The sequence below is a fragment of the Burkholderia sp. S-53 genome (assembly GCF_025560745.1).
Taxonomy (GTDB): domain Bacteria; phylum Pseudomonadota; class Gammaproteobacteria; order Burkholderiales; family Burkholderiaceae; genus Burkholderia; species Burkholderia pyrrocinia.
Genome location: NZ_CP090483.1, coordinates 455898 through 473599, shown reverse-complemented (window position 1 = coordinate 473599; position 17702 = coordinate 455898). Strand labels below are relative to the sequence as shown.

Sequence of the window (17702 nt, the reverse complement as noted above, 5' to 3'; positions counted from 1 at the left end):
TTCACTCTCCCGTCCGTTTGACCTGGCTGGCCACGAACTCGTCAAAATCGATGTTCTTCAATTCCGCCTTGCCTTCGGAATCGAGCGCGACGCTATGCTCGGTCCCGTCCTCGGTCGCGAACTTGATCGGCTCCCCGTGCGGCACGTTCCCGTCGGCGTCGACATAGCGAATCCGCATGTCCGCCTTGCGGCCTTCCGTCTTGAACGTCTTGTGCAGGCTCGTCGGGCCGCTGAACGCGTGCTGCCCGCCCTTCACGTCGATTTTCCCCGGCGCGTGAATCTCGATGTTGCCGTCCTTGATCCGGACGTACGCGCCGCCCGACGTCAGCAGGATTTCCTGCTTCGCGACGCCTTCCATCGACGCCGTCGCGGACAACACTTTGACGGCTTTCTGCGCGGTCATCTCGACGTTGTCGTTGTGGGCCTGTATCTCGACCGGACCTTTGCCGGCAAAGAACTTCATGCCCGCGTTCTGCACGAACAGGCTGAGCTTCTCCTTGACGCTCGCCACCAGCGACTTGCCGCTCGCGAGATGCGTACTTTGACCGCTGACAAGATTGATGTGCCGGTCTGCAGCCAGATGCACGCTCTGCTGCGACGCCACCCCGATCCCCGCCGGGCTCGCGAACAGCATCACCGGTTCCTTGAACGCATTCGCGCTGCCCGTCCCGCCGCCCGCGGTCCTGCCGCCCGACGACGCACCCGCCACACTGTTCTTCGTTGCGTCGGTGAATTGCTTCAGCGCATCGTGCCCGGTGCCGAGGCTTTCGGCCTGATGCATTTCACTGACCTGCGACATCGACTCGAGCAGCCCGTCGGCATTGGCGAGCTGCTGCTGCGCTTCGCTCACATCGAGCGGCTGGCTGTCCGCCTGCTTCGGATGCGTCGTGACATACAGCCCTTGTGCCGCACGCACCGCACCGTAAGCATCCGTGCGCAGGTCGAAGCCCGAGCCGAGATACGCGCCGCGCGTGTTGCCGCTCTGTTCGATCAGATAGCCGAGATGCAGCAGCGAATTCGCGCTGCTGCTGAACAGGCGCGCACGGTTCTGCCCGGTCGCGTCGTCGAGCACCATCTCGTTGTGCCCCGATCCCGCATACTCCTTCGACCGGAAGCCCGACAGGATCCCGTCGCTATGCCACTGCGGCTTGGTCGCCCCGTTGTAGACGCGATGCATCACGATCGGCCGGTCGCAGTCCCCGCCGATATAGCCGATCAGCACTTCCTCGCCGACCCGCGGAATATGGACGCTGCCGTAACCGCCGCCGGTATCCGACTGAACGACGCGCACCCAGCACGACGCGTTTTCGCGGCCCTCGCTCTGCCGGTCCCAGACGAACATGACCTTGATCCGGTTCAGTGCGTCCGTGTAGACCTCCTCGCCCTTCGGCCCGACGACGACAGCCGTTTCGAGCTGCATCTCGGGCTTCCGGTGCTCGAACGGGCTGCGATACGGCACAACCGCGCGTTGCGCTTCGACTTCGACCAGATAGAACCCGGCCGAACCGTCGTCATGCCCGATTTCGAATGCGGCCGCTTCACCGTGGCCGGCTTTCACCTGCGCCAGCCGATCCTGCAGGCTGTGCGGAAAATTCGCTTCATGGTCCGAGATCGGCAGGTTGTTCTCGATGTACCGCGACACCTTCAATGTCGCGAATTCCCGGTCCTGCGCCGCATCGCGGTCGTGCTCGGGGTGATCCGCCAGCGTGAAGCGCCGGCCGGCATCGATCCCGCGCACGCCGCCCACGCCGAAGAAACGCTTCGCGCGCGACTCCCATTGTTCCAGGCGAATCTTCGACAAGTGTTCGCCGCGGTCCTGGCCCGCATACGTATACGCACCGGTGTATTCGTAGATTTCGGCCTGCTCCGGCAGATCCCCTTGACCGGCCTTGGTCGGCAACGTCGTGCCGTTCGGGTTGCCCGGCGACGACGGTGACTTATAGTCGAACGTACGCGTCGTATGCAACGTGCTCTGCAAGGTCCGCGACGCGGTCCATTGCGTGAAGCCGGCGGTTTCGCTTCCCGTTCCCGACCGGCCGAACCTGACGGTTTTCGGCGACAGCTCATCGACGGCATGCAGGTCATCGGTCACGACGAGCGTGTGCGCGTTGCCGTCCTCGCTATGCCGCCAGAAACCGAACAGCCCTTCGTCTTCCATCAGGCGATGCACGAAGTTCCAGTCGGTTTCGCTCTGACGGCAGTACGAGCGCGACGGCAATGGCTTCGACAGCGCGAACTGATACTGCCCCTTGGCCTGCGGATGCGCGTCGAATACATCGGCGAGGATCGCATCGACACTCTGGTCCTGCCAGTACCGCATGTCGCTGCGGAACTTGAGGAAGTGCATCCACGACGCGAAAGTCAGCTGATAGCTCGACAGGCTGCCGTCCGCGCCGAGCCTGCGCGCCGTATGAATATAGCCGTTGATCGGCAGATACGACTGGTTCGCCTGCTGAATCCACAGCGTCATCGGCTTCGCGATCAGCGTCTTGAGCTCGATGTCGCTCGCGGTGGAAACGAGATCGAGCGTGACGCTGAAGTCGCGCCCCAGTTCGGAATGGGTCACGGCCCGACGCGGCACGAGTGCATTGTTCGGCAACGACGGAATGTCCGTCTTCAGCAGACGATCCTGCTGAATCAGGCCACCGCGAATCGCCTGTGCGAGTTCGGTCACGTTCATGCGTCATCCATCTTGTTGTTTGCCGCGATCCCGCGTGGGCCCGCGCTCTCAGGAAACAGCCCTTCTCTCACGGCACCTCGGACACCTCCGAAGAACCTCGACCCGACGCGGACATTACGACTGCTCGTCCGGCCGCACGCCCAGCAGCTCGCGAATATGCGACAGCGAGCCGTCGTCCTTGACCACGCTCTCGAGCCACTTGTGCAGCGGCATGTCGGCCCATTCGGCGGCCTTGTCGGCGAGGTACGCGACCGGGCTGTGCGGCTCGGTCTGGCGGAAATAACGCGCGACCGCGCGCAACTGGTCGACGGCCTGCGCACGGTTCTGGATGCCGGCGATCATCTGCGTCACCGGAGGACGCGGAGCGGTCTGCGACTGCACGTGGGTCTCCTCGGTCTGGATCGGGTTGCCGAAGCTCGGCTCGATGCGCTCGGGCTGCGCCTGCTGCGCCACTTGCGTGTGCGGCGCGCTGCCCGTATAGCCCTGCTCGCGCGCAAAGCGCTCGGCGAGCCGGTACACCGTCTCGAACGCGTCGCGCGCCTGCCGGAAGCTCGGCGCCGAATCGCCCGCGCGCTCGACGAGCCGCTCCTCGAACGCGTCGAGCGCGAATTCGAATGCCTTCAGGTTCGCCAGCAGCGCCGTGTAGAACGCGATCGACGTCACGCGCCGCGACGCATCGATCTGGTCGATCGACGGCTTGCCGCGCGCGATGTCGTCCGCGTGTTCGGGGTCGCGCTTGATCGACTGCGCGACGTGCTGCGCCACTTCCCAGTCGAGCGTGCTGAACGCGTTCGACGCGCCGTCCGTCAACGGCACCGCGCGCAGCAGCTCGGCCGTGCGGCCGGCCAGCCACGCGACGTTGCCGAGCCGGTACTCGGTGTCGTCGCCTTCGGGCAGCGGGTGCACGTTGCCCCAGAACTCGCGGCACAGACCCTCGAGCAGCGCATAACCTTCGGTGAGGCCGGTGATGCCGTCCTCGAGCGCGAGCGCCTCCGTCAGCCACACGGCGAGCCGCAGGTCCTTCGTGCGCGTGCGCAGCAGCTCGCCCGCATGGTCGACGACGAAGCCCCAGTCGGCCTCCTTGATCTCGGTCACCCATTCGCCCTGGTCGAGCGTCGGATCGTCGTAGCGCCGCGCGTCCTGGATCGCGTCGAATTCGTTCGAAAACAGCAGGTCGTCGCCGCTGGGCGACGCATCGCTGATCGGCGTCAGCAGCTCGGGGAGATTGATCGGCATGGTTCAGTGAATCCGTTGATGCATGAGAGGTCGCACGCGGGGCTCATTCGACGGTGTACGCGAATTCGCCGGCCTCGTCCGCGCGCACCGCGATGCGCGCGATGGCCGCGCCGTCGGCGATCCGGCCGAGCACGTGGCCCGCGATCTCCGGCAGCAGCGTGCCGTTCAGGATATGGTCGACGTTGCGGGCGCCCGAATCGACCTCGGTGCAGCGCGCCAGCACCGCATCGACGAGCGACTCGTCCCATTCGAACGCGGCCTTGTGGTTCGCCTCGATCCGGCGGCGGATCCGCTCGAGCTTCAGCTCGATGATCTCGGCCAGCACGTCGTCGGAAATCGGATAGTACGGCACGACCTTCATCCGGCCGAGGAACGCGGGCTTGAACGTCTTGTACAACTGCGGGCGCAGCGTCTCGGCGAGCGCGTCCGGATCGGGCAGTTCCTCGGCCGGCTTGTTCAGGCACGCCGCCATCACCGCGGTCGACCCGACGTTCGACGTCAGGATGATCAGCGTGTTGCGGAAATCGATCTCCCGCCCTTCCGCGTCGTCCATCGTGCCCTTGTCGAACACCTGGAAGAACATCTCGAGCACGTCGGGGTGCGCCTTCTCGACCTCGTCCAGCAGCACGACCGAATACGGATTGCGGCGCACGGCCTCGGTCAGCACGCCGCCTTCGCCGTAGCCGACGTACCCCGGCGGCGAGCCCTTCAGGCCCGACACGCTGTGCGCTTCCTGGTACTCGCTCATGTTGATCGTGACCATCTTGCGCTCGCCGCCGTACAGGATGTCGGCCAGCGCGAGCGCCGTCTCGGTCTTGCCGACGCCCGACGGCCCGACGAACATGAACACGCCGCGCGGCTTGTTCGGATCCTCGAGGTTCGCGGTCGCGGTGCGCACGCGCTGCGCGATCGCGTCGAGCGCATGATCCTGGCCGATCACGCGCGCGGTGAGCAGCGGCTGCAGGTTCAGCACGGTGTCGATCTCGTCCTTCACCATCCGGCCAAGCGGGATGCCCGTCCACGCGGCGACGATCTCGGCGACGACGTGGCCGTCGACCTGCAGCGGTACCATAGGCTCGGCGCCCTGCAGCGCATGCAGCGCCGCGACGCGTTCGGCGAGCTGGTCGCGCGTCGCCTGCACGTCGACCGGCTGGCCGTCTTCGGACGGGCCGCGCGCCTTGTCGAGCGTGTCGCGCAGTTCGGTGATCTCGGCGACGATCACGCGCTCGGCTTCGTAACGCGCTTCGTCCTTCGCGAGTTGCTCCAGCGCCGTGTCGCGCGCGCCGCGCAGCTCGCCGAGCCGCTCGTCGTGCGACGCGCCGCCGGCTGCCTCGCGTTCCAGCGACGCGATTTCCGCGTCGATCCGCTCGATGCGCTTCTTCGTGTCGTCGATCGCGGCCGGCGTCGCGCTGTGTGCGAGCGCGACCTTCGCGCACGCGGTGTCGAGCACGCTGATCGCCTTGTCGGGCAGCTGGCGGCCGCTGATGTAGCGATGCGACAGGCGCACGGCCTCGGTGATCGCATCGTCGAGAATCCGCACGTTGAAGTGCTTCTCCATCAGGCCCGACATCCCGCGCAGCATCGCGGCCGCGAGCGGCTCGCTCGGCTCCTCGACCTTCACGACCTGGAAGCGCCGCGCGAGCGCCGCGTCCTTCTCGAAGTACTTCTTGTATTCGCTCCACGTCGTCGCCGCGATCGTGCGCAGTTCGCCGCGCGCGAGCGCCGGCTTCAGCAGGTTCGCCGCGTCGTTCTGGCCGGCCTGGCCGCCCGCGCCGATGATCGTGTGCGCCTCGTCGATGAACAGGATGATCGGATGCGCGCTCTTCTTCACCTCGTCGATCACGCTCTTCAGCCGGTTCTCGAACTCGCCCTTCACGCTCGCGCCGGCCTGCAGCAGCCCCATGTCGAGCACGTGCAGCGCGACGCCGCGCAGCGGCGGCGGCACGTCGTCGGCCGCGATGCGCAGCGCGAGCCCTTCGACGACGGCGGTTTTGCCAACGCCGGCCTCGCCGGTCATGATCGGGTTGTTCTGGCGGCGGCGCATCAGGATGTCGATCGCCTGGCGGATCTCGGCTTCGCGGCCGATCACCGGATCGATCTTGCCGTCGCGCGCGCGCTGCGTGAGGTTGGTCGTGTACGTGTCGAGCGCGGGCGTCTTCGACGGGCCGGCCGCGGGCGCGGCACCGTCGGCGGCCGGCGCCACGCCGCCGTCGTCGGTATCGGCCTGGCGCGGCTCGGCTTCGCTCGACCCGGCCACGATCTCGTCGAACTTGTGCTTCAGGTCCGTCACGTTCACTTCCGCGAACTGCGACGACATCCGCTGCGCGAACTGCGCGAGATCCGGCGCGGTCAGCAGCGCGAGCAGCAGGTGCCCCGACCGGATGCGGCCGAGCTGCGAATCGAGCGACGCGATCAGCCACGCCTGCTCGAACAGCGCGATCAGGTGCACGGAAAACACCGGCGTACGCGTGTTGCCGGTCTTCAGACGCGTCAGCTCCCGCTCGAGATCCGCGCGCAGCGCATGCGGATCGACGCGGCTCGCGCGCAGCGCGAGCGGCAGGTCGCCCGCCGGCTCCTCGAGCAACGCGAGGAACAGGTGCTCCAGATCGACCTCGTAATGGCCGCGCGCCAGGCACGCGCTCGCCGCGCGCTCGGCCGCGTGCCGGCACAGCGGGTTCAGTTTCGTGATCAGGGTCTTCAGAGGCGTGCTCATGGCGTCGATCTCAGGTTCGATTGCGTGTTGTTGTCGTTCGGAATCAGTGAATCACGTGCAGTTCGTAGCGGGCGTCCGAGCGGTCGTCGATCGTGTCGCGCGTGCAGAGGAACGCGTCCCAGCCGAGCCGCGAGCCCGCGCCGAGCACGCTCGCGCCGACCTCGGTGCGCTTCAGCACCAGCTTCACCTCGTATTCGAGCGTGACGCCGGCGAGCAGCGTCAGCATTCGTTCGAGCGCGACCGCGTGCGCGCCGCCGGGCAGGAACGCCTCATAGTCGCGCTTGGACAGCGGGCCGACGACGATCCGCGCGCGCATGTCGCGCTGCCAGACGCGTTCGCCGACGAGCGCCGTCGCGCCGAGCACCGCGTTGACCTCGCCGAGCACGCTCAACTGGTCGGGCGGCACGTCGTACCACTTGCCGACGAACTGGTCGATCTTCACCGGCACGCGGAAATAGTCGGACAGCGTGCGCTGCAGGTACGCGGCCGACATCGGCCGGTGTCGCGCGGCCAGCGCGTAGCCGGCAACGGCCTCGTCGAGCACGCCGCCCGCGCCGGCCGCGAGGCTGTCGCGCACCTCGTCGCTCGGCACGCCCGCGATCGCGAGCAGCAGCGGCAGGTAGCGCTCGTCGCGATCGAGCTCGTAATGGAACGGCAGCCGGTATTTCTTCCACGCAGCATAGAACAGCGCGGTCGCGCGGTTCGAAAACACGTCGAAGAACGCGCGCGCAGCATGATCGCGCTTCAGGTGCTCGCGCGCGACGATCTGCTCGGTGTAGTGCAGCGGCAGCGCGCCCTGCCCGCCCAGCAGCCCGAAGAACGCGGGCGTCAGCTCGACGTGGCCGAGTTCGCCGGCCGCAAGCGCGGCGCCGCGCTGCTCGCCCGAGTCGAGCAGCGCGCCGTCGTCGTCAAACGAGCGCGCGCCCTCGATCTCGCTCGGCGGAAAACCGAGCGACAGCGTGTTGCGGAATGCGATGCGCTGCGCGACGACGTCGCCCTGCCGCCATGCGCCGGGGGCATCCGACGCCTGCCGCGCGAACAGCCCTTCGAGCACGCGCACCGCCTGGAAGAACTCGAAGCGGTGCGGCTCGTCGAGCAGCGCGTCGACTACGCCAGGATCGATTCGCCGGTGCGGGGCTTGCATCGGATGATCTCCTCGCCGGTGCGCTTCGACACGGCGACTAATTGAACGAAACTGTTGAGGTGGACGTAAAGCCCGAAGAAGCTGTCGAGCACGCGCACGAACGATGCGAGGCTCGCGCCGACGAAGTGCTCCTCGTCGATCGTCAGGCGGATCTCGATGCCGCGCACGAAGGTCGCGAACGGCTTGCCGGGCAGCCATTGCACGGCGCCGCGCTGCTCGACGCCGGCCAGGCCGTCGATCTGGCGCATCGACACGGCGGTGCGCCGCAGGTCGTACAGCGTCAGCATTTCCTTCAGCGGTGCGAGGCCGTGCGCGACCAGCGACACGTGATTGAGCGCGAGGTGCGATACGAGCCGCCAGTGCGCGGCACGGCCGCGCTCGAAGCGTACGCTCTGCGTCGGGCGGCGCAGCATCGAGATGCCGCTGGTCTGCGCGCCGCCTTCCTGGAACAGGTCGCCGCCCTCGAGACCGAACGCGAGCATCGCCGGCAGGTCGCGGTTCGTGCAGGTGAGGTCGAGGCTCAGCGTGTCGGTTTGCGGCGACGTCGGCTCGAAATCGATGTCGACGATCGAGATCTCGGTTTCGTAGCCGGGGCTCTTCTGCGCGACCCAGTCGTTGCGGCGCGCGAACCAGTAGTGACCGATCCGGGCCGATTCGCCGTGATGCAGCGAATAGAACGGCCGGAACTCGATCACCGATTCCTCATGCGCCTGCTGCCTGACGAGCTTCACCGAATCGATCGAGTACACCTCGTACGCGAACGCGCGGCGCGCCTCGGCGATCACCGGGTACGACACCGCGCGGTGCGTGATGCGGATCGGTTCGCCGTGCTGGCGGAACAGGTTGACGATCGGCGTGCAGAACAGCCGGAAATGGCTCGCCGTCAGCAGCTCGAGCAGCCGCGCAACGTGCGAATCGCTGCGCACGTCCTGCAACACCAGGTGCAGCGTCGCGCGCTGGCAGCGGCCCGACGCGCGCGCGATCGCCGCGAGGTCGAAATCGACGAAATCGAACTTGTCGGGGAACGCGAAGTATTCGGTGAGCAGGCGATACGCGGGATGCGATTTCGCCGGGTAGTCGATCAGCGCGTCGTCTTCGTCGAAGCCGGCCTGCGCGATCGGCAGCTTGCGCAGCGGCGTCCAGCGGCCGTTGCGTTCGGGCTCGACATACGCGCCGAGCACGTTGACGAACAGGCAGTCGGTCAGCGCGGCGACGAACGACTGCTCGCCGTGCAGGTGCGCGCGCAGCGTCGACACCTTCAGCGCGCCGAGATCGAGCTGCGCGGCGAGCGATTCGAACGTGATCGAGATCACGCCCGTCGCGTTGGACGGCAGCACCGTCGCGCTCGGCGCGAGCGCGACCGGCGTGTAGCGCGCTTCCGAAATGCGGATCGGCGCGAGCGTCACGTCGTACGCGGTGCGGAAGCGGCACTGCACGCCGCGGATCGGGCGGCTCTTCAGCTCGGTGCCGCGGTCGATCACGACCGGTTCGGTCTGCTGGCCGGGCGATGCCGGCGTGAACTGCGCGATCGAGCACGACGGGAACGGCCGCAGGTAGTGCGGATACAGCACTTCCAGCAGCGCTTCGGTGAATTCGGGGTAGTCGTCGTCGAGCTTCTTGTTGATGCGCGCGCCGAGCAGCGCGAACGACTCGATCATCCGCTCGACGTGCGGATCCTCGCAATGCTCGCCCGACAACGCGAGCCGTGCCGCGATCTTCGGATAGCGTTCGGCGAAATCTCGCGAATAGCGCCGCAAAAACGATAATTCGCGCTCGTAATACGGCAGCAATTCTTCCATCGACGACCCCGAACCTCAATATTTCCTGCCGGACCTGATCAACCACCGGGCGGTCCGGCCCGCTCGGCGGCTTGATTTACTGCATTCTCGCGGCGCGTGCGCGCGTGACCGAATACTGCAGCGTCGACGGCTGCAGCATCGCGTCGAAGCTCACCGGCTCCTCGGCCGGGTGCACGACGAGCAGCGCCTGGATCGCGAAGTAAAGCGCGTTGGTCGCCTGCTCGTTCAGCTCGAACGTCACCTGAACCTGCTGCAGGCGCGGCTCATGGCGCGCGATGGCCTGCTGGATCGACTTGCAGATGAACGCGCGGTCGTAGTGACTCGCGAGGCTCAGCCCCGCGAAATCGTTCAGCCCGTAGGTCAGCACCGATTTCTGGCATTCCGGCAGCGCGGCCAGCTCGTTCTCGGTGTGCGCGATACGGGTGTTGAGGATCGCCTCGACGTCGCGGGCGACCGTGCTCTTGAGCTCGTCCAGCGACAATTGCCGCATCGCTGCCGAGGCCGGCAGGTGCGGTTCGTCGTCGAACAGCTTGTCGAGAAAACTGGGTTCGAATCGTTTCATCGGCCGGCGTAAACTGCGAAAACGGCAACGGGACGCCGCGCGCCCCGTTGCCGCAACCGACCTTAGACCGCGTAGGTCTTGTCGTTCTTCGTCAGACTCCAGGCGCCCTGCGTATTGCCGCCCTGGTTGCCGCCGATCTTCTGCTGGGTTTGCTTCCACTGCACGGCAGCGTACTTCAGCGAGAACGTCTCGAGCGGCAGACCTTCTTCGCGAACGCTCGGGGCGATGCTCGAGATGATCACGTACTTGAGCTTGACTTCCAGATACTGCACGCGCTTGCCTTCACCGTCTGCGCGCGAGAAATGGACCGTCACTTCGTCGAACGTGGTACCGCCTGAAGCGTGCTGGTACAGCAGCGGGCTCGACGAATCGATTTCCTTCGTGAAAATCATGTCGCCGTGCTCGCAACGCGTCATCGTGTGACCGCCAGCGGTCGATGCGGTTGCCGAACGCGGCTGAACGATCGAGTGATCCCACGATTTCAGTTCGATCCAGCCCTGATGGTCTTTGTCCGCGGATTCGCCCTTCACCGCCGGACTACCAAACTGCAAGTGCATATGTAACATGGCCCTTCGACTCCCCAAAGAGGTGGTTTTAACGTCCTACCCAGGCGGCCCGCCCGGGCGATTTACTCGCTTATGAATTTGCCGGTTTGGGCAGATCAGCGACAAGTCGCAGAGAAATCGAGAGTTCGTCGAGCTGAAAGTGCGGGCGCAGGAACGCGACCGAACGATACGAGCCCGGCTTGCCCGGAATCTCCGACACTTGTATGGATGCCTCGCGCAGCGGGAATTGCGCTTTCTGTTCCTGCGAGGCGTTATCGTCGAGCAGGACGTACTGCGAAATCCACCGGTTGAGGAAAGTCTCCACGTTCTGCGCCGATGCGAAGCTGCCGATCTTGTCCCGCATCATCGCCTTCAGGTAGTGCGCGACGCGCGATACCGAGAAGATGTACTGAAGCTGGGCGGACAGGACGGCGTTCGCATTCGCGCTGTCGGTGCTGTATTTCTTCGGCTTCTGCACCGACTGCGCAGCGAAGAACGCGGCGTAATCTGAATTCTTGCAATGGACGAGCGGGATGAAGCCGAGGTCGCTCAGCTCCTTCTCGCGGCGATCGGTGATCGCGATCTCGGTCGGGCACTTCAGCGCGACTTCGCCGTCGTCGGTCTTGAACGTGTGGGTCGGCAGGTCCTCGACGAGGCCGCCGCCTTCGACGCCGCGGATCGCCGCGCACCAGCCGAAGTCGTCGAACGCGGCCGTCAGGCGTGCAGCGAATGCCCACGCGGCGTTGCACCACAGGTACTTGTCGTGATCGGTGCCGTCGACGTCCTCGACGAAGTTGAAGTTCTCCGCGGTCTGGCCGTCCTTCGGATTGAACGGCAGGCGGCCGAGGAAGCGCGGCAGCGTCAGGCCGACGTAGCGCGAATCTTCGGCGTCGCGGAACGACTTCCACTTCGCGTATTCGACGGTATCGAACACCTTGCCGAGGTCGCGCGGCTTGCCGAGGTCGGAGAACGACTCGAGGCCGAGCAGCTCCGGCGACGCCGACGCGATGAACGGCGCATGCGCGGCCGCCGCGACGTGCGACATCTGCTCGATGAAGTACATGTCTTCCGGCTGGCGCGAGATCTCGTAATCGCCGATCAGCGCACCGAACGGCGAGCCGCCGAACGTGCCGAATTCTTCTTCGTAGACCTTCTTGAACAGCGCGCTCTGGTCGAACTCGCTTGCGCCCTTGAAGTCGCGCACGAGGTCGCGCTTCGGTGCGTGCAGCGCCTTGATCTTGATCGTCTGGCCCGTATTGCTTTCCTTGACCAGGTAATCCATCCCGCGCCACGTGCTTTCGAGGCGCTGGAATTCCGGCGCGTGCATCACCGCGGAAAGCTGCGTCGAGATCAGGCGGTCGAGTTCCGCGACGCGCGCGTCGATCGTCGCCGACAGGTTGTCCGACACGATCACCGTGCCGTCGAGCACCTGGTGCACGAGTTCACCGATCAGGTCCTTCGCACGCGCATGCTCGGAATCGGATTTCGCGACCTTGCTCTTCTCGACGATGTCGTCGAGCAGCGAGGTCCCTGCGGCGTATTCCGCGCCGCTGGCTTGGGCCGCAGCCGTTTGCTGGTTCATCTCAACACTCCGTCGTCATTCGCCGTCTTTGTCGCCGCCGGTGCCCTTCGCGAGCTCCTGCAGCTGCTGCGTGTTCTTCAGCACCTCGGACAGCAGATCCTCGAGCTTGTCGTTGCCGGCGAGCTTGTTGCGCAGGTCGGCGAGCTTCGAGCGCGCCTCGAGCAGGCGGCGCAGCGGCTCGACCTGTTCGACGACTTCGTCCGGGCTGAAATCCGACAGCGAGCGGAACTTCAGGTCGACCGCGAACTTGCCGCCTTCCGGGCTCAGGCGGTTTTCCACCTGGAACGCGGCACGCGGCTCGATCGCCTTCATCACGTCGTCGAAGTTGTCGCGGTCGATATTGACGAACTTGCGGTCGCGCAGCTTCGGCTGCTCGATTTCGGACTGGCCCGCCAGATCGCCGACGACCCCGACGACGAACGGCAGTTCCTTCACCTCGATCGCGTCGCCCTTCTCGACCTCGTAGGTCAGCTGGACGCGCGGCGGCCGTATTTTCTGCAAGCTTTTCTGAATGCTTTCTTTCTTGGCCATCGACGGCTCCCAGGTTAGTTGTGGTTTTCGCGTCAGTTGCGCAGTGCGCCGAACGGATCGCCGCCGCCCTTTTGCGGTGTGGCGGGCGGCGTCGGCGCGGTGGCCGCCGCGGTGGCGGCGGTGGCGGCGTCGGCTGCCGGTGCAGCGCCGCCCTTCGGACGATGAACGATCCGGCGCGGCGGGCGCGCCTTCGCGGACTTCGTTTCAGGCGGGAACAGCGCCGATTCGCCCAGCGTGTCGCGCAACTGCTTCGCGAGCGCCTGCGCATCGGACTTCGCGTCGCCTGCAAGCGACGAATCCTGGCGCAACTCGCCGAGCGACTGCGTCGCGATCCGCAAGCCGGCGACGGCCAGCACGCTCTTTGCCTGACGGTCGGTTGCGTCGCGCTGCAGTGCTTCCTGCGCGGCGACGATCGCCTGGCCGTAGTGGTTCTGTGCGAACTGGATTTGCGCGATGCGCGACCACGGTTCCTCGCGCGTCGGGTCCGACTTCGCGAGCTGCTGGTACAGGCCGAGGGCCTTGTCCTGGTCACCCGCCTTCGCAACGGCGTCCGCATCGGCCAGCGACTTGTTGAACACCTCGGCAGTCGGCGGCGCGGAAGGCTGGCTCGCACAGCCGGCGATCACGCCGCAAGCCACCACTACCCCAGACAGTTTTGCGAAGAGACGGTCTTTCATCGTTATATCCACCGGCGCGTGAGTTTTAAAATCGTTGAGAATCTGGTTCTTTTGCTTTGCAAGAAGCGCGCGGGTATAGTACCGATCAATTTTTCATAATTCAATCGCCGTGTGAAGAGTAATTCCTTTTAAAACCGGGCGCTACCCCCTCGAATGGCCTCTCGCCGCGGGCTCGCGGCGGTTTTTCTTTCGGCTGGAACGCGCAAGTTTTACTGGTCGCGCGACGCGCCGCCCGGGCGGCGGCAAAAATTTCCGGGCGCTTGCCGCGACGCAGGCGTGCTTAATAGTTGAACAGCGCAATGTCGGGCATACGCGGCGAACGCGGAAATACCCGGCAGTTTTGACAGGGATAAAGGCGGCACGCCGGAACCACGATGAGATCGTCCATGATTCGCTACGCGCTGCCTCTGGTTGCCTGCGCCCTTCTGGCCGGATGCGCGGCCGCCCCGCTGCTCGGCTCGGCTGCAAGCGCCGTAATGTCGGCCGCCGGCATCGGCAAGCCCGAAGTGCCCGATGCGCAGAAGCCGCCGCGCAATATCGGGCTCACGCTCGCTGCCGCGCCGAACCTGAACGCCGCGACCGATAACAAGCCGCTCGCGCTCGTCGTGCGGCTCTACGCGCTGAAGGATCCGACGTCGTTCCAGCAGGCGCCGTTCGACGCGTTCACCGATCCCACCAAGGAGAAGGCCGCGCTCGGCGCCGACCTGCTGAACGTACGCGAAATCACGCTGATTCCGGGCCAGCGCTATACGGCGACCGAGAAAGTCTCGCGCGAAGCGCAGGCATTCGGCATCGTCGCGCTGTTCCGCGATCCCGCACTGCAACGATGGAAATTGACGTTCGATCCGGTGAAATCGGAGAAATCCGGCATAATCATCGGCCTGCATAATTGCGCGATGACGGTCACCGATGGCACCGTCATCGCACCGCAACAGGGTGCGCCGTCACAACCGCTGAATATGCTGTCTTCGGTGTCCTGCGGTTAAAGATGTCGCACGAATGTCAATTAACAAGAATTAACAATTGGCGATTTAATTCGGGCTCGAACAAATCGATTACATCGCAACGCCACATTAACCGGATTTGACATGAGTTATTCGGCCAAGGTGCTGTGGGGGGAAGGGCTGTTCCTCCGGCCTCAACACTTTCAGCGGCAGGACGCCTACCACGAGGCGCGCCTGTTCGAATCGATCCAGGCGATCCAGCCGTACAACTGGGGCGTGCGCTCCGTGCGCATCGACCGCGACGCACTCGGCAGCAATGTGCTGCGGGTTGCCGAACTCGCGCTCGTGTTCCCGGACGGCGCGCTGTATGCGGCGCCGCAGGCCGACGACCTGCCGCCGCCGATCGCGCTGGACACGCTGCCAGACGGCATCAACGAATTCGTGTTCTATCTCGCGCTGCACCCGCTGCGCGAGAACGGCACCAACTACAGCGACGATCCGGCCGCCGGCTTCATGACGCGCTTCGTCAGCGAGCAGACGAGCGTCGCCGACAACTTCACCGACGCGGCCGAAGCCGACATCACGTTCCTGAAGACGCAGGTCAAGCTGATCGCGCACAGCGAACCGCGCGACCAGTTGCTGTCGGTGCCGCTCGTGCGCGTGCGCCGCACCGCGACGTCCGGTTTCGAGATCGACGACAGCTTCGTGCCGCCGTGCCTCGCGATCGACGCGTCGCCGATCCTGCACCAGCGGCTGCGCCAGCTGGTCGACGCGCTGCAGGCGAAGGTGAATGCGCTGTACGGCTTCCACCGCGAGCCGTCGAAGAACATCATCGAATTCCGCTCGGGCGACATCGCGTCGTTCTGGCTGCTGCATACCGCGAACGCCGCCTTTGCGACGCTCGCGCACCTGCACCAGCACGCGGCGCTGCATCCGGAGCGGCTGTTCCAGGAACTGCTGCGCCTCGCGGGCCAGCTGATGACGTTCTCGAAGGGCTATACGCTCGCCGACCTGCCCGTGTACCGCCACGACGATCCGGGCCCGAGTTTTGCGCGTCTCGACCTGATGCTGCGCGAGCTGCTCGATACCGTGATCTCGACGCGCTACTTCGCGATCACGCTCGACGAGGTGCGCCCGTCGTTCCACCTCGGCCGCCTCGATTCGGGCAAGATCGACGACAAGACCGAGTTCTACCTGGCGGTGTCCGCGGACATGCCGAGCGTCGAGCTCGTCGATGCCGTGCCGGCCCGCTTCAAGGTCGGCGCGCCCGACGACGTCGACAAGCTCGTGCTGTCGGCGATGCCCGGCGTGCGGCTGTCGTACACGCCGCAGGTGCCGCCCGCGATTCCGGTGCGACCCGGCGCGTGCTACTTCTCGCTCGATTCGCGCGGCGCGCTGTACGAGCGCATGCTGCAGGCCCAGTCCGCGATGATCTACGCGCCGACTGGCATCAATGACCTGAAATTCGAACTGATCGCGGTCACATCATGAGCTACGCGCCTTCCCTGTTCGGCGACAACGCGCCGGCACCCATGCACACCCCGGCGTCGACGGACTCCGCGTTCCAGGCCCGTTCGCTGCTCGACCTGCTGTACGACGGCTTCTTCATGCTGTTCCTGCTCAAGAACAAGCGCGAGCCGGACAGCGCGAGCGAATTCAGCACGCGGATCCAGGAATTCCTGTCGGATTTCGAACGCGGCGCGAAGAAGCTGAATATCGCCGCCGAGGATGTGTACGGCGCGAAGTTCGCGTTCTGCGCGGCCATCGACGAGATGGTGCTGTCGTCGCAGTTCAAGATCCGCACGGACTGGGAGCGCCGGCCGCTGCAGCTCGTGCTGTTCGGCGAGCAGCTCGCGGGCGAGAAGTTTTTTCAGTATCTCGAGGAATGTCGTGCACAAGGTGCGGCGCGGCTGCAGTCGCTCGAAGTGTTTCATATGTGCCTGCTGCTCGGGTTCCAGGGGAAGTATCTGCTCGAAGGGCCGGAGAAGCTGGCTTATCTGACGGCGCGGCTGGGGGATGAGATCGCGCACATGAAGGGCAAGCGCGCGCCGTTCGCGCCGCATTGGCCGCTGCCGGATCAGATTGCGCACCGGTTGAAGCGTGAGGTGCCGGTTTGGGTGATCGGCGCGGTGTTCGCGCTGGTGGCGTTGCTTGGGTTCCTCGGGCTCAACACGTATCTGAAGGACAAGACGCTGCAGGCGCTCGCGCCTTATTCGCAGGTGATCAAGGTGGGGCCGGAGTCGGCTAATTTGACGATTTCGTTGCCGTAGGGAGTGCGGGTTGCTGCGTGAGAAAAGGACCGCCCGGCGGTCCTTTTTTGTTTCGGCGCGCTCGTTGCGTGTCGTCAGAAAAGAATGAATGCGTCGTTTTCGACGTAGAACACGAACGCATCGAACAACTGCGCAAGCGTAGGTTCGTCGATCTGGTCATGCGCGTTGATCACGATGTCCTCGATCGTCGCGCTGTCCAAGGTGACCTGCCAGCCGGGTTGGGTTGCAATGACGGGCGCCGTGTCTTCGTCGGTGTCTGCGTCCTTCGTGTCTTCGGAGAATATGCCCTCGGTTTCGAGCGTCCACGGCATCGGTGGCAGGCAGAGCCATCCGGAGAAATCGCCAGGGTGTTCAAGAATGTGCTTCAGCGACACTTCGGCCGCAGTGGAGATCGACATGGGTATTGCGGTTGTAACTGGGTGGATCGTCGGGGTGGCCGGGAAATCGTGGCGGCAAGCCACCGTTCACTTCCGCCACTGACTGCGGACTGCGCCGTACATGCACGCTCGCGTTGTTACGCTCGTGCCGGCAAGTTGTGATTATGCCAATTCCACGCAAATAGGCTTGACTGGCTGTTGCTCTGGATCGATCTGCTCGATGCGCATCAATCGAAACGAAGCCGGGTCGATTGACCCGCGAAGATCGCCGTCAGCCCCTGCTTCAAGTGCTCCAGCCTGTCAGTCGCACGCACCACTATCGTGACCAATGCCAGCCCTTCAGGCCACGTGGCATCGTGAGACAACTCGATGTTCAACATCTCTTCGCGAAGCAAGACTGACGCGATGCCACCGTATCCTGCGACACCGTCTTCGCCTACTTCCATGTAGTAGGTGTCGGGGCCGAGTGCTTCATCCTGTTCGTCGTCTTCGATGCCGCGTTGCAGGATGACGTAGCTAGACGGGGGATCATGGTCCGCGAGACCGACAATGTGAACACCGTCTTCGAACGTGTACGTCGCAACGTTCGCGAAGAATCTGAAATCCAATTCACTCGTCTCCTGACAGACATTGCTCGTCCAC

General features: G+C 65.1%; 15 protein-coding genes. 3 read left to right on the top strand and 12 right to left on the bottom strand.

The genetic code is table 11. The features are described 5' to 3' along the window. Position 1 precedes the first annotated feature (1 nt). The 10 genes from LXM88_RS07235 to LXM88_RS07190 form a co-directional block, all read right to left on the bottom strand. On the bottom strand, positions 2 to 2680 hold the full coding sequence (locus LXM88_RS07235) for a type VI secretion system Vgr family protein (RefSeq protein WP_262540585.1): 2679 nt from the start codon (positions 2678 to 2680) through the stop codon (positions 2 to 4). A gap of 114 nt (positions 2681 to 2794) precedes the next feature. Beyond that, on the bottom strand, positions 2795 to 3916 hold the full coding sequence (gene tssA / locus LXM88_RS07230; protein WP_262540584.1) for a type VI secretion system protein TssA: 1122 nt from the start codon (positions 3914 to 3916) through the stop codon (positions 2795 to 2797). Positions 3917 to 3959: 43 nt separating this feature from the next. Beyond that, positions 3960 to 6629 carry a type VI secretion system ATPase TssH gene (gene tssH / locus LXM88_RS07225; RefSeq protein ID WP_262540583.1) on the bottom strand — a complete coding sequence of 890 codons (2670 nt, stop codon included), beginning with the start codon at positions 6627 to 6629 and terminating at the stop codon, positions 3960 to 3962. A 43-nt stretch (positions 6630 to 6672) separates the two neighbouring features. Further along, complete coding sequence (tssG, locus tag LXM88_RS07220) at positions 6673 to 7773, bottom strand: type VI secretion system baseplate subunit TssG (protein ID WP_262540582.1); 1101 nt, start codon at positions 7771 to 7773, stop codon at positions 6673 to 6675. Then, entirely contained in the window at positions 7737 to 9572 is a 1836-nt protein-coding gene (gene tssF / locus LXM88_RS07215) for a type VI secretion system baseplate subunit TssF (protein WP_262540581.1), read from the bottom strand. The genes tssG and tssF overlap by 37 nt, the downstream gene beginning before the upstream one ends. A gap of 76 nt (positions 9573 to 9648) precedes the next feature. After that, positions 9649 to 10134 carry a type VI secretion system baseplate subunit TssE gene (tssE, locus tag LXM88_RS07210; RefSeq protein ID WP_047899649.1) on the bottom strand — a complete coding sequence of 162 codons (486 nt, stop codon included), beginning with the start codon at positions 10132 to 10134 and terminating at the stop codon, positions 9649 to 9651. Between the two features lie 62 nt (positions 10135 to 10196). Then, positions 10197 to 10700: an Hcp family type VI secretion system effector gene (locus LXM88_RS07205; RefSeq protein ID WP_006477093.1), complete on the bottom strand. Its 504-nt coding sequence runs from the start codon at positions 10698 to 10700 to the stop codon at positions 10197 to 10199. 70 nt (positions 10701 to 10770) lie between these two features. Further along, positions 10771 to 12261, bottom strand: a complete 1491-nt coding sequence (gene tssC, locus LXM88_RS07200; protein WP_006477094.1) for a type VI secretion system contractile sheath large subunit — start codon at positions 12259 to 12261, stop codon at positions 10771 to 10773. A 15-nt stretch (positions 12262 to 12276) separates the two neighbouring features. Further along, the gene (gene tssB / locus LXM88_RS07195; protein ID WP_006484395.1) at positions 12277 to 12792 is read right to left on the bottom strand and encodes a type VI secretion system contractile sheath small subunit; all 516 of its coding nucleotides are present in this window, start codon (positions 12790 to 12792) and stop codon (positions 12277 to 12279) included. A 32-nt stretch (positions 12793 to 12824) separates the two neighbouring features. After that, entirely contained in the window at positions 12825 to 13469 is a 645-nt protein-coding gene (locus LXM88_RS07190; RefSeq protein ID WP_262540564.1) for a tetratricopeptide repeat protein, read from the bottom strand. Positions 13470 to 13843: 374 nt separating this feature from the next. Between LXM88_RS07190 and tssJ the strand changes: the two genes are divergently transcribed. From tssJ to icmH, 3 genes are all read left to right on the top strand, one after another. Then, complete coding sequence (tssJ, locus tag LXM88_RS07185; protein ID WP_262540562.1) at positions 13844 to 14455, top strand: type VI secretion system lipoprotein TssJ; 612 nt, start codon at positions 13844 to 13846, stop codon at positions 14453 to 14455. 102 nt (positions 14456 to 14557) lie between these two features. Beyond that, positions 14558 to 15904, top strand: a complete 1347-nt coding sequence (gene tssK / locus LXM88_RS07180) for a type VI secretion system baseplate subunit TssK (protein ID WP_262540561.1) — start codon at positions 14558 to 14560, stop codon at positions 15902 to 15904. Then, positions 15901 to 16683: a type IVB secretion system protein IcmH/DotU gene (gene icmH, locus LXM88_RS07175; protein ID WP_262540560.1), complete on the top strand. Its 783-nt coding sequence runs from the start codon at positions 15901 to 15903 to the stop codon at positions 16681 to 16683. Before tssK ends, icmH begins: the two co-directional genes overlap by 4 nt. A gap of 74 nt (positions 16684 to 16757) precedes the next feature. Here the strand turns inward: icmH and LXM88_RS07170 are convergent, their stop codons facing one another. After that, a complete protein-coding gene (locus LXM88_RS07170; RefSeq protein ID WP_262542813.1) occupies positions 16758 to 17081 on the bottom strand; it encodes a DUF7716 domain-containing protein in 324 nt (107 codons plus the stop codon). A gap of 206 nt (positions 17082 to 17287) precedes the next feature. After that, positions 17288 to 17668, bottom strand: a complete 381-nt coding sequence (locus LXM88_RS07165; protein ID WP_262540559.1) for an Imm10 family immunity protein — start codon at positions 17666 to 17668, stop codon at positions 17288 to 17290. Positions 17669 to 17702: the final 34 nt, after the last annotated feature.